At 55.0% G+C, this 13,220-nt stretch carries 10 protein-coding genes; 2 read left to right on the top strand and 8 right to left on the bottom strand.

The window, feature by feature from the left end; translation table 11 throughout:
- Positions 1 to 67 precede the first annotated feature (67 nt).
- The gene (gene fumC, locus ACTHPM_RS17485) at positions 68 to 1,459 is read left to right on the top strand and encodes a class II fumarate hydratase (RefSeq protein WP_440396481.1); all 1,392 of its coding nucleotides are present in this window, start codon (positions 68 to 70) and stop codon (positions 1,457 to 1,459) included.
- Between the two features lie 329 nt (positions 1,460 to 1,788).
- Here fumC and ACTHPM_RS17480 read toward each other — a convergent pair whose 3' ends face one another.
- From ACTHPM_RS17480 to ACTHPM_RS17450, 7 genes are all read right to left on the bottom strand, one after another.
- Positions 1,789 to 1,947, bottom strand: coding sequence for a hypothetical protein (locus ACTHPM_RS17480; protein ID WP_440396482.1), 159 nt, complete (start codon positions 1,945 to 1,947; stop codon positions 1,789 to 1,791).
- A 372-nt stretch (positions 1,948 to 2,319) separates the two neighbouring features.
- Positions 2,320 to 4,089 carry a thiol reductant ABC exporter subunit CydC gene (cydC, locus tag ACTHPM_RS17475; RefSeq protein ID WP_440396483.1) on the bottom strand — a complete coding sequence of 590 codons (1,770 nt, stop codon included), beginning with the start codon at positions 4,087 to 4,089 and terminating at the stop codon, positions 2,320 to 2,322.
- Positions 4,090 to 5,829 carry a thiol reductant ABC exporter subunit CydD gene (cydD, locus tag ACTHPM_RS17470; protein ID WP_440396484.1) on the bottom strand — a complete coding sequence of 580 codons (1,740 nt, stop codon included), beginning with the start codon at positions 5,827 to 5,829 and terminating at the stop codon, positions 4,090 to 4,092. It abuts the gene before it with no gap.
- Positions 5,829 to 6,845 (bottom strand): cytochrome d ubiquinol oxidase subunit II, encoded by a 1,017-nt coding sequence (cydB, locus tag ACTHPM_RS17465; protein ID WP_440396485.1) that lies wholly within the window; start codon positions 6,843 to 6,845, stop codon positions 5,829 to 5,831. The genes cydD and cydB overlap by 1 nt, the downstream gene beginning before the upstream one ends.
- A complete protein-coding gene (locus ACTHPM_RS17460) occupies positions 6,832 to 8,238 on the bottom strand; it encodes a cytochrome ubiquinol oxidase subunit I (RefSeq protein ID WP_440396486.1) in 1,407 nt (468 codons plus the stop codon). Before ACTHPM_RS17460 ends, cydB begins: the two co-directional genes overlap by 14 nt.
- Positions 8,239 to 8,717: 479 nt before the next feature.
- Positions 8,718 to 9,209, bottom strand: coding sequence for a hypothetical protein (locus ACTHPM_RS17455; protein ID WP_440396487.1), 492 nt, complete (start codon positions 9,207 to 9,209; stop codon positions 8,718 to 8,720).
- Positions 9,210 to 9,339: 130 nt separating this feature from the next.
- Positions 9,340 to 10,104: a YheC/YheD family protein gene (locus ACTHPM_RS17450; RefSeq protein WP_440396488.1), complete on the bottom strand. Its 765-nt coding sequence runs from the start codon at positions 10,102 to 10,104 to the stop codon at positions 9,340 to 9,342.
- Positions 10,105 to 10,406: 302 nt separating this feature from the next.
- On the opposite strand from ACTHPM_RS17450, the gene ACTHPM_RS17445 reads away from it, so the two are divergent.
- On the top strand, positions 10,407 to 11,492 hold the full coding sequence (locus ACTHPM_RS17445; protein ID WP_440396489.1) for a glycosyltransferase family 4 protein: 1,086 nt from the start codon (positions 10,407 to 10,409) through the stop codon (positions 11,490 to 11,492).
- 66 nt (positions 11,493 to 11,558) lie between these two features.
- On the opposite strand, the gene ACTHPM_RS17440 is transcribed toward ACTHPM_RS17445, so the two are convergent.
- Entirely contained in the window at positions 11,559 to 13,217 is a 1,659-nt protein-coding gene (locus tag ACTHPM_RS17440) for a hypothetical protein (protein WP_440396490.1), read from the bottom strand.
- Positions 13,218 to 13,220 lie beyond the last annotated feature (3 nt).

Raw genomic sequence — 13,220 nt, 5'->3', positions numbered from 1 at the left:
TGCTTTAATTGGAATGGACCCGGGGAAATGAATAGAACTTATAGGTGTGGTGAAGGAGGAAATGCAAGTGGAATTCAGAATTGAAAAAGACACCATCGGTGAAATTAAGGTTCCTGCGGACAAGCTGTGGGCAGCCCAAACGCAGCGGAGCTTTGAAAATTTCAAAATCGGCACGGAAAAAATGCCTTTGGAACTGATCCGCGAATTTGCGATCCTGAAGAAGAGCGCGGCTCTCGCCAATAAAGAGCTGGGCAAGCTGAACGCCGAAAAGGCCGATGCGATCGTGGCCGCAGCCGATGAGGTGATTGCAGGCAAGCTGAACGAGCACTTCCCGCTCGCAGTATGGCAAACCGGAAGCGGCACGCAGTCCAACATGAACGTGAACGAAGTCATCGCGAACCGCGCCAACCAAATGCTGAAGGACAAAGGCAGCGAGCAGCGCATTCACCCGAACGACGACGTCAACAAATCGCAAAGCTCGAACGATACGTTCCCGACAGCCATGCACATCGCGGCGCTCATCGCCGTTGAAGATCAAGTGCTTCCGGCCATCGATCAGCTGAAAGCAACGTTCCAAGCGAAGAGCGAAGAGTACATGGATATTATCAAAATCGGCAGAACGCATCTGCAGGATGCAACACCTCTTACGCTCGGACAGGAAATCAGCGGCTGGCACCGCATGCTGGAGAAAAGCGAAAGCATGATCCGAAGCAGCATTGAATCCCTGCGCGAGCTGGCGATTGGCGGCACGGCTGTCGGTACCGGCATTAACGCACATCCGAAATTCGGTGACATGACGGCAGCTAATATCAGCCAGTTGACCGGCAAAACCTTCACCTCCGCCACGAATAAATTCCATGCGCTGACAAGCCATGACGAGCTCGTGTATGTCCACGGCGCGCTGAAAGCGCTTGCCGCCGATCTCATGAAAATCGCCAACGACGTGCGCTGGCTGGCGAGCGGCCCGCGCTGCGGCATCGGCGAGCTGACGATCCCTGCCAACGAGCCGGGCAGCTCCATCATGCCGGGCAAGGTGAACCCGACGCAAAGCGAAGCGATGACGATGGTCGTATGCCAGGTCATGGGCAACGACGCAGCGATCGGCTTTGCGGCAAGCCAAGGCAACTTCGAGCTGAACGTATTTAAGCCGGTCATCATCTATAACTTCCTGCAATCCGCACGCCTGCTGGCAGACGCGATGGTATCCTTCAATGACCACTGCGCGGTTGGCATCGAGCCGAACCGTTCCGTAATCGACCGCAACCTGAACCAGTCGCTGATGCTCGTGACGGCGCTCAATCCGCATATCGGCTATGAAAATGCCGCAGCGGTGGCCAAGATGGCTCATAAAGAAGGCCTGACGTTGAAAGAGGCGGCTCTGAAGAGCAACCTGCTGACCGAAGAGCAGTTTGATGCCGTGGTGCGTCCGGAGCAAATGATTCATCCGAAAGAAGACTAAGTTAGCTTAGGAAGCAGCCTGTCCGGTTATGGACAGGCTGTTTTGGCTCTTAGGAGGACGCTCCGCGAATGAAGCATTCATCCGATCGCTGTTGTCCTTGAATTATATTGAATTGACTCTAAGTAGAAATAATTCGAGGACAAAGGCGACCACTTCGTTTCTTCGGAATTGCTTCGTCCGCTCCGCTGCTGTGTGCTGGTTCACCGTTTTCCACCAAAAACAAAGATGCCTTCGATCCGCAGATCAAAGGCATTTTTGCTTTTCCTATATTCAGCACAATAGAACATCAATTGCTCTTGTTCTTGGCCGGATTCTGGTCCTATCCTGCCCTATTCTTGGCCCTCTGACTGCTGCTGGCTGAACGCTTCCTTCGCGTCCTCCACCATGTCCTCGGCAAATTCTTCTCTTTGCTTGTCCGGTACAGGCATTTTGTTCAGCTTCGTCGTTTGCACCTCATATTTACTAGGCTCCTGGGAATTGTTGCTCATCTTTCGTACACCCCCTTCAAGTTGGCAAACCGTCCATATGTAGGATGCGATAAAGCCCCCGTACTTATGCATGCCTGTTGGCAATACATTCTACCCGTTTCGAAAAAAAAGACCGCCTTCCTTCAGCTGAAGCAAGCTGAAGCGGCGATCTTCAAAATGTAGGATTGTTTACTGCGCAAGGCAGATGTTCTTAACCTTATCGTATTCAAACTCCGTTCTCCTGTCTATCACCCCGATGGATTAATCCCTGCGCGTTAGGACCCTATCAAACCTTTATTCTCATGGATCTTAAGCCAAAACGCTGAAAAAAAACACATTCCGCGTTAGAGAGTGCATCATGCAGCCTCAAGGGCGCGAAATGTGCTTTATCGTTTATTGGCCAGCCATGAACGCCTCCGGGCGGTCCAGCCGGTACAAATTGCGGTAGCGCTCGGAGGAGGCCATAAGCTCTGCATGGGAACCCCTCATCTCGATGAGTCCGTTTTCCATAAAAATAATTTCATCCATGTGCTCCGCACCCACCAAATGATGCGTGACCCAGATCAGCGACTTGCCTTGCATGGTGTCCAGAATGGTCGCCAGCAGATCGTTTTCCGTGCGCGGATCCAGGCCGACCGTGGGTTCATCCAGGATGACCACCGGATTGTTCTGCAGCAGCACCCGGGCGAGCGCAATCCGCTGGCGCTCGCCGCCGGAGAAGCGCTGGCCCGTCTCATGCATCGGCGTTCGGTAGCCGAGCGGCAGCGACTCGATCAGGCGGTCCAGCTTCACCTGGGCGGCTGCGCGCCGGATGTCCTCATCCTCGGCTTCGCGGTCGCCAAGCCGGATATTGTTCGCCACGGTCGTGTCGAACAGGTGCGGGCTCTGGTTCAGCACCGATACGACCTGAGGCATCCGCTCGCCGATGTTATAAGCCTCCGTGCCGCTCAGGGAAACGGAGCCGGACGAAGGCCGCAGGGCGCCCTCGATCAGCTTCAGCAGCGTCGATTTGCCGGCACCGCTGCGGCCGATGATGGCGATCCGTTTGCCCTGCGGCAGGTCAAGGGAAACATCCTGCAGCGACCAAGGGGAAGCATCGTCATAGCGGTAGCTTACGTTCTGAACCTTCAGATGGACATCCGCGGCAGCGAGGCTGCGGACCTGCTCCAGCGACAGGCCGGAACCGGTTCCTTCTCTGCCATCCGCGCCCGATGCCTGTTCGATCTCACCGAGACGCTGGAGCGAGGATTGGTAGCTTGGAATTTTCTCAATCGCTTCCGACACCGGCATGAACGCATCCATGATCGGGAAAACGACCAGCACAAAGGCGGCAATCATCGTTGCGGGAATCTGACCCCCGGCATATTCGCGGGCAGCCCAGACCGTCATCGTGATGACGCTGAGACCTATCACGACCTGCCCGAGCAGCTGCCGCCAGCGTGCCCAGCGCTTGAGCTGTCCGTTCACGCGGGCAGCTTCGCGTTCGTCGGCTTCATATGCCGCGAGGAACTGCGCCTGTCTGCCGCTGATGACCCAGTCGCTCATGCCGAGCACGGCATCGGTCAGCTTGGTGTACAAGCCGCTGCGCTGCTGCTTGGCAAGGCGGCTTTTTGCTTTGGTGATGAGCAGCGACACCCATGGCAGCACGGCGACAAGAATGAACACATACAGCGCCATGAACAGCGCGAACCGGATATCGAACCATCCCAGCGCGGCGATCGAGCCGGCGTACATGACGAGGGCTACCACGCTCGGGAATACGGTCCGGAGATACACGTCCTGCAAATATTGAATGTCATCCGACAGGACGCCCAGCATATCTCCGGTACGGAAGCGCGAGGAGATAAACAGCGCCTGGGGCTCCAGAATCCGGTATAGTCTCGTGCGCATGAGCGACACGATCCGGAGCACCGCGTCATGGCTGACGAGCCGCTCCACGTAATGGACGACGGCCCGCCCGATGCCGAAGGTGCGGACGAGCACGATCGGCACGTACACCATCAGGATATTCTCCGGACGGAGCGCGGCCTTGGAGATCAGGAAGCCCGAAGTGAACATCAGCATCGATGCGGTCAGGAGGGTCAGGCAGCCCAGCGCAATGATGATCAGAAAACGGCCCCAGTACGTGCGGACATAAGGCAACAGCCATCCTTCTTCTCTCACTTAAGCTCCTCCCCCCAGTTGCGATTGTATCAGCTCGTAATAGGCTCCCTTGCGGGCAATCAGTTCCTCGTGGGTGCCGATTTCGGCGACCCTTCCCTGCTCCAGCACGATGATCAGGTCCATATCCGGCATCCAGTGCAGGCGATGCGTCGCCAGAAATACCAGCTTGTTCTCGAACAGCCGCAGCATCGTCTGCTTCAGTTCGTATTCGGTTTCGATATCCAGATGGGCCGTCGGCTCATCCAGCAGCATGACCGGACGGTCGCTAAGGAAGGCGCGGGCCAGCGCCACTCGCTGTTCCTGTCCGCCGCTCAGCTGGCGTCCGCCGTTTCCGATCCGCTCTTCAGCGCCATGCGGCAGACCGCTGACCAGCTCGGTCAAACCGGCAGCCGCCACGGCGCGCTCCACTTCAGAAGCATCGGCATCCGGTGCGTAAAAACGGATGTTATCGGCGAGCGAGCTGCTGAAAATATACGGATGCTGCGGAATGTATGTCGTCATCTGTCTCCAGGTATCCGTCGTCAGCGAGCTAAGCCGCTTGCCGTCCACACCGACCGTTCCGGACGACGGCTTCAGGAATCCGCCCAGCACGTCGATCAGCGTGGATTTGCCGGCGCCGCTCGCGCCGATGATGCCGATTTTGCCCATGCCGCGAATATCCAGGGACACCTCATTCAGAGAGTGAGGGCCCTCCTCCTGATGCTGTACGCCAATGCCGGAAAGGCTTAAACGGCTGTCTTGCGTCCAGCCCAGGCTGGTGTCTTCCGAACGGCCGCCCTCCGTATCGGAGCCTTCGTTCAGCGGCTCGTCGATGATTAGCTGCATCGCCGCTCCGGCTTCTTTACCGTCCAGCGTCGCATGAAAGTCCGAGCCGACCATCCGGACCGGCAGGAAATACTCCGGTGCCAGAATGAGCACGGTTAGTCCGGTCACCAGCGCCAGATCGCCGCTTACCAGCCGCAAACCCAGGCCGACCGCGACGACGGCCACCGACAGCATCGTGAAAAAGTCGAGGGCAAAGGAAGACAGAAAGGCCACGCGCAAGGTGCGCATGGTCGCCGATCTGTAACGGTCGCTCACCCGGGCGATCGTATCGCTGTGCGAGCGGCTCTGCCCGAGCAGCTTCAGCGTTTCCAGCCCGCGCAGCGAATCCACGAAGTGGTTCGAGAGCGTGCGGTACGTATCGAGCTGCTTCTCTGTATGCTTGCGGGCTGCAAGCCCGATCAGAATCATAAACACGATAAGGATCGGCATCGCCAGGATCAGGATGATCCCCGACGTCATATCCTGCATGAAAATATAGGCCAGGATGACCCAGGGGATGATCGACATCCCCGCCATCCGCGGTACGATCAGCTCCAGGTAATTCCGGAACTTCGATGCCCCCTCCAGCACGAGCGTGACCAGGTTGCCCGTGCCCTCCTGCTTCGCGAACCGGGGGCCGAGCCGGAACAGCTTCTCCAGCACCTGCTTGCGCAGGCCGGCTCCCGTCCGCTCCGCAAAAGCGTAGCTGATTTTTTGCTGTATGAAATTCGTCATATGCCGGACCAGAAACGCGCCCAGGAACATGAACATTTTGTTGTACTGCGAATGAAGCGGTTCACCGGCAAAGAGGGCGGAGAGAACCTCCGCCAGCCATCTTGCCAGCAGAACAATCGAAACGCTTTGCACGAGCGTGAGGAGCAGCACGGCGGCAAGAGTAGGCTTTATCCCTTTGTAACCCAGTAAATTCCGGTCCATTAGTACTCCAAATGCTTCTCGTGAACCCGTTTATGGAAGACGAAGTAGCTCCAGATCTGATAACCAAGCACGAAAGGCAGCAGGGATAAAGCCACGATGGTCATCACCTTAAGCGAGTAATGTCCGGATGCCGCGTTGGTTAACGTCAGATTGAAGGCCGCATCAATCGAGCTGACCATCACGTTCGGGAAGAGCCCGATGAAGAAGAAGGCGATCGTAGCCGCAATGACCGCGCCGGTCATGCCGAAGGCCCAGCCGTCCTTTTTCTTGCCGGAGAAGAATGCTGCGAGCCCGAAAGCGGCAAGCATCACCACGATGACAGCCGCCAGCAGTCCGCCGCGAACCTCAAAGATGTCGGTATTGAAATAGGTCAGGGTCAAGAAGACGACGACCAGTACGGCCAGAGGCACCATGAGCGTGCGGGCCATTTTGCGCGCCCGGTCATGAAGTTCGCCGTTCACCCGAAGCGTTGCGAACAATAGTCCGTGCACGAGGCAGAGCATCACCATCGTCAGGCCGCCGACAACCGAGTACACATTGACGATATCGCCGAAGAAGGAAGCCTTCATTTCCATCGCCTGGTCGATCGGAAGACCGCGAATGAGGTCTGAGAACACGACGCCCAGCAGAAGCGGAGGCAGCAGGCTGCCTGCGAAGATGATGACGTCCCAGGTTTTTTTCCAAGATGGCTTCTCCACCTTGCCCCGGTATTCAAAGGCAACCCCGCGTCCAATCAGCGCGAGCAGCAGCAGGACAAGCGGCGTGTAAAATCCGCTGAACAGCGTGGCGTACCAGTTCGGGAAAGCGGCGAACATCGCGCCGCCCGCCGTCAGGAGCCATACTTCGTTGCCGTCCCAGAACGGCCCGATCGAGTTGATGAGCAAACGGCGCTCCTTGTCGTTCTTGGCAAGGATGCCGGTCGACATCCCGACGCCAAAGTCAAAGCCCTCCAGGAAGAAGAAGCCTGTAAACAGCACGGCGACGAGCACAAACCAAAGTTCATTAAGAGATAGCATGCTGGTATCCCTCCTTATCGAATGGATCATGGGATTCTTCTATTGCGGGCTTCACTTCGTATGGTCCCTTTTTAATCGTGCGAACGAACAGGAACACCATCACGACGCCCAGAATGGTATACACGCCAATGAAGGCAATGATCGAGAACAGCACCTGCCCGGCGGTGACGCTAGGCGAAACGCTGTCTGCCGTCGTCATCAGGCCGAATACGGTCCATGGCTGACGCCCCATCTCGGTCATGAGCCAGCCGGAGGTGTTGGCGATGACCGGCAGCGAAATGCTGAACAGCATCACACGGTAAAACCATTTATTTTTGTTTTCGAGTTTCTTGCGTGCAGCCAGATAGACGCCGTACAAGCTGAACAGTATCATCAGCGAGCCTGCGGCCACCATGATGCGGAAGCTCCAGAACGTTGTACGGACCGGTGGAATGTAGTCGCCAGGACCGTATTTTTGCTCATATTCGGCCTGCAGCTCCTTCATGCCCTGCACTTCGCCGGAGAACTTGCTGTACGACAGGAAGCTCAGCAGATACGGGATCTGGAACTCGCCCGAATTCTTCTGGTTTTTCGTATCGATAAATGCCGTAACCGTCCAAGCCGCAGGGTCTCCGCTGTTCTCCCACAACGCTTCGGTTGCAGCCATTTTCATCGGCTGGGTTTTAACCAGATACTGTGCCTGCTGGTGACCCACAAGCGCCACGCCGATTGAAGTCACAAGACCGACGATGACCGCAATGGTAAATGATTTTTTGAAAAAGGCTACATTCTGCTTCTTCAGCAGCTTATAGGCGCTCACGCCGCCGATCAGGAACGCTCCGGTCAGGAAGGCGCCCAGGATCGTGTGCGGGAATTCCAGCAGCAGCTGGCCGTTGGTAATCAGCGCCAGGAAGTCATTCATCTCTGCGCGTCCGTTATTGACGGTAAAGCCGACAGGTCTTTGCATAAAGGAGTTCGCCGCCAGAATCCAGAACGCTGACATCACCGTACCGATCGCAACCAGCCAAATGCACAGCGCATGCACCTTCTTGGACAAACGGTCCCAGCCGAAGATCCAAAGGCCGATAAACGTCGACTCCAGGAAGAAGGCCAGCAGCGCTTCAACCGCAAGCGGCGCTCCGAACACGTCCCCGACGAAACGCGAGTAATCCGACCAGTTCATGCCAAACTGGAATTCCTGCAGTATGCCCGTCACCACGCCGATCGCGAAGTTGATCAGGAACAGCTTGCCCCAGAACTTGGCCATGTCCTTGTACTCTTCCTTGCCTTTGACGACATACATTGTCTCCATGATCGCGATCAGAAGCGCAAGTCCGATCGACACCGGCACGAAGAAAAAGTGAAAAATCGTCGTTGCCGCATACTGAAACCGAGACAGCATCAATACATCCATTTTCTTCCCTCTTTTCAAAAGTTATTCTCAGAATCCCTATGCCTTCCGGATTCGTGAACACATGTTAACGGGTTGTTTGCAACATTCGCGAGTAATTCAGATCGATGTCATTGCAATCCCTTCCTTCAAGTATTCTGGCAGACGATCCATGCTTTCAATGTGATAAATGTCACATTCTTTGCTCCAAAAGCACTATAATGTGAATTATGTCACAAAATATTAAAAATTTTAGGCATTACCCTTCGCTGGCTTATGAATTTGCATACATATCCGTTCCTGGACCCGGTGCAGCCCATGATTCATTACCCAGAAAATCCGCCCTATTTACCAGAATATACCTGAATCAATTCAAAAAAACTTTTTATGGCAACAAAAGGGACTGCCCCAAGCCGAAGATCCGGCCTGACAACAGTCCCTTAATACATATCCGTTATCCTTTATGTCTTCACCCTCTGACAGGTGCTTTTCGCTCGTTCATGCTAGTCCCTCGAAACATAATACTTGTTGGTCATGTACCAGGCATCGCCCTTGTCGGTCGATACGCGGCCTTTCTTCTTGTCCAAGAACACGATCTCCTTGCATTTGGAACAATACCATTTCGTCGTGTAGTATTGGGAAAAGGTCGTGTAGGTGGTACCGCATTTGCAGTCGACTTTAAAGTACACACGGTTCTCCTCGTACGCTCTGGACAGCTGATCGGTGTTATCCGATTCTACGGCGGCAGGCGGGTTGCCCACAGGCTTCAGCACTTCGGCGTAATTGGAAAAACGGTTATGCACTTTAAAATCCGCAACCAGCTCTGGATTGAGGCCGAAAAACTCCTTGCCAATAGCTGTGATGAATTTCGCGTCGGTACGATAGCACTCGATCCATTCCTGAATTTGCTTATTCGATAAAGGTACAGTTCCTTTAATGCCACTATTCAAGGTGTAGGTCATGATGGTCAGATTCTCATTGTCTTCATAGAACATTAATTCAGAAACCTCCTTATGATTTCATCTATTAATGTACTACTTCTTCGGACCATAATCAAAGTGTGAAATATAGGCAGTAAAGTGCAAATGGGAAAACATCTCACGATGTTCTCCCACTGCGGACAGACTATGGAGTCCTCTTGGCAGCGCGCCGATATCTCATCACTTTGCGGTACACGCTCTTGTCGGACAGATGGTTAAAAATATAGGGATCGGGATTCGTATTGACCTCGAGAATCCACGGCGTCCATGTGCGGTCAAAGCCGATATCGAGCCCTATTTGTCTGAGCCCCGGATACCTGGCATGCATATGGCGGGCGACCCTCACCCCAAGACGGTTCAGCTGTTCAGTGGTTCGATGCATCTGGTCCGCAGACATATACGCTCCCAAAAGCCGTTTCACGTCCATCAGCTTGCCGCCGCTGTGGTAATTGGTCACGATTTTTCCCGGATGCGCGACCCTGCCGATCAGACCCGTCGTCTCCCACGCGCCCTTCGGACTCAGCTGCACCATCACGCGGAGGTCAAAACGGCGGCCGCTGTACTTGACCAGATGGATTCCTTTTTGAATCAGGTAACGGCGGCTACCCGTCCATTTGATCAGAGCGCCGTACAAGGAATCGAAATCCCGGCTTATCACGGCCTTGGTTCCCAGCTGATAGGAATATCCGCCGGTCCCCCGCCTTTCCACCCGGATCACGCCGTTGCCATAAGTCCCCACATCAGGCTTTACATAGACCATTCCATAAGCATTCAGCATCGATTTCAGAGCCGACCTGCCAAACCTCCGCGTAACGGGTATCAACGGCTTCACATCGTCATGCACGATGAGAAGTTTCGTTTTCTTCCACTTGCTCGTCAGCGTTGTACGCCGTTTTCTTTGTTCTGTCATCTCTTAATCTCTCCATTCCGGGACGTTTAGACAGCCAGCTGTATAAATAGAACTAAAGTAAGCAAAGCACTTCGCCCTGTATACCGGATGGAATCAGGAGAATCGGGATGAAACTTTAGTTCATTTTCTATATCAGACCCTATAGCTTATGCATCTTTTCCATCACGGAAAAGGCTATTGTGACCCTATTCGCAAGGAGAGGCCGCCTGTACGGATGAAAGACCATACTCTCTTGAACCCGCATGCATATTAGTAGAGAGTAGATGATCCATCGGCTTCTGACGGATAGGAGGAAGAGAGAGTTGAATCTGTTAATCGTTGCCCCTGAGCAGATTCCCGTTCCCGGGAACGGCTCGGTCGAGATTTGCATTCTGGCCATCGCCAAACAGCTTGCGAAGCAGCACACCGTTACTGTGATCAGCAGAGCCGCAGCCGGGCTTCCCGGACACAGCGTCACGGATGGCGTTCATATCGTGCGGGTCCGTTCCGGAAGCTCCCGCGTGTATCTGGCGTCTGTCCTCCGGCACGTTCAAGGCCAATCATACGACGTTATTCAAGTGGACAATCGCCCTCATTATATGGCGGCAATTAAAAGAGCTGTCCCGCACACCAAGGTAACCCTGTTCCTGCACTCCCTGACTTTCGTACCGCATACAGCGCCCGTAGCGTCCAGCATGAAGCACGCAGACTTGATCATCGCGAACAGCAGCTCTTTGAAGCACGAGCTCTCAAGCCGTTTTCCCGCCCAGGCGCATAAAATCCGCACGGTGGAGCTGGGGGTGGACGTAGGACGCTTCCATCCCCCGACCGCAGCCGAGCGCGCCAGTGCCAAGAGGAGATACGGCATCGGCAGCCAGTTTACCGTCCTGTTCGTCGGACGGGTCATTCCGCGCAAAGGCCTTTCCGTCCTGTTAAAAGCACTGCAGCTCGCCGGCAGGCAAATTCCCGTGAGGCTGGTCGTTGCCGGCAGGGGAAGCGGCTCTTACATGAGGCAGCTGCGCGCGCAAGCGGGAAAGCTGGGCGTGCCCGTCATTTGGGCCGGAAAGGTCGGCCACAGGGATATCCACCGCATGTACCGCATGGCGGACTGCTTCGTATGCCCATCGCAAAAGCACGAGGCATTTGGCCTCGTCAATGTCGAAGCGATGGCTTCCGGTCTGCCCGTTATTGCGTCCCGCAACGGAGGCATCCCGGAAATCGTCCAGCATGGACATAGCGGCTTCCTCGCGGATGCTTACCACCGCCCGGAGTCTTTTGCGGAATACCTGGTCCGTCTCGGCAGGAACAGCCAGCTTAGACGTTCCATGGGCGAAGCCGGCCGCCGGATCGTCCTGCAGCGCTTTACCTGGAGCCAGACGGCCTCCCGGTTGGCAGCTTTGTACGCGTAAGTGCCATCAAGCATAAAATACGGCAGCACAAAAACCCCCGACTCGGGGGTTTTTGTGCTTCTACTTCTACCGCACACGATGCAGCCCATTCACGGGCCCCTTGCGGAAAGCCAGCTTCCAGGCGACGAGATTCAGAATCAGCAGCACCAGCATCCACAGGTATTCGCCATATGCCATAAAGGTGAAGCCCAGATGCGCTCCCGCCAATACGCCAAGCAGCAGAATCAGTCCGAAAAAGACGAGCGTATTGCCGGACTGCACATTTTGAAAAGGCACCGAAAAGGGAAGCTCCTTCTCGAATACCATGAAGCTGAGAACGGTATACAGCAGCACGCCGAGCAGAATCGCGACCAGTCCGGGAAGGATCCTCGCTCCAAAAATGATTACGAATATTATTGCCTCCAACACATACAGCGGACCAAACAGCCTCGCGATCATGGCCTTCAGGGTACCTCTGTAAATTGGCGCGCCATCCGTCAGCGGAGCTGTCTGGTAAATCCATGCACCCTTATAGTTGCCCGAGTACCGGAGCATTTGAACGATGGTCGGGATCATCAGCGCGCAGAAATACAGGAACAGATATCCCCTGCCCGATCTCATCGCCGCGAAGCCGCCGTCCGAACGCAGCATGTTAAACATAAAGATGAACGGAAAGATCAGGGAGAACCCGAGCTGTGGATAGACCTTCAGCTTGAAGCCCCGCTCCCGTCCCATCATGTCCCAGGAGAAGCGGAAGAACAGCCTTTCGATGCTCCCCCGGCACAGTAAGGCGCCAAGACGGTCCGACAGCCGCAGCCGGTTTATTTTGCCCCGGGCCTCGTGGCTGGCGAGCTTCTGCAGGTTCCGTTCAAAGGAGGGCATCAGCAGGGAATATATCCATAACGCAGCCAGCGGCCCGGCGACGGACAGCACCGAGAACAAGATGATATACCCGTTCGCGGCCTCGCCCAGCACCCATTCGAATGGAGAAGCGAACCAAGTCGGAAAGATGAATATTTCCCACCATTTTGCCGTGAACGTAATATCCAAATCCACCAGATTGAAGAGTCTCGAGATAAGCTGATAACCGACCGTCATCGCAATCGTCAGGCCGATCTGGACATAGTTGATGATATCCTTCAGCTTCTCCCCGTCTAAAAAGCGCAGCACGAGCCAATACAGCGCCGCCGTCAGCACGACGATAAACACATCCATCAGAATGATTTCCGCCAGAAACAGCAGGAAGAACAGGATGCCGTGCCTGAACAGCCCCACCAGCAGCGGCACCACGGTCAGGGACCCGGTCAGCAGCAGCAGGTAGATCATGACATGCAGCATTTTGGCCATGTTGATCGTTTTGCGCTGGACCGGCTTGGAGAATAAAATGTTGCGGTCGCGGACATCGAGCATCACCGAAGAAAAGTCGGAGATCATCGAAGTCGTAACCATAAACATCAGAATGCCGAACACCAGACTCATCTGGAACATGAAGCTTACCTTCATCGCCACAAACGGAATCAGCACGAGGCTGAGCAGCACATAGATCCACAGCGACTTGATAAACTGGTTGGACTGCGTATCGGAGCTTAAGTTTTTGGAGGATTTCTGGACCAGCGTCGGCGCCCGGCGGCCGTCCATCAGCAGCTTGATCTCCAGAATTCTGCGCATCATGACATAATCGACGCCAAACCGCTCGAACAGTCCCCGCAGCGGATCGAGAATCTGCAGCCATTTCATCGTCCCCATCCG

This window comes from Paenibacillus sp. SAFN-054, assembly GCF_051966755.1.
Classification (GTDB): Bacteria; Bacillota; Bacilli; order Paenibacillales; family Paenibacillaceae; genus Paenibacillus_AQ.
This window is presented reverse-complemented; position numbering and strand designations above follow the sequence as displayed.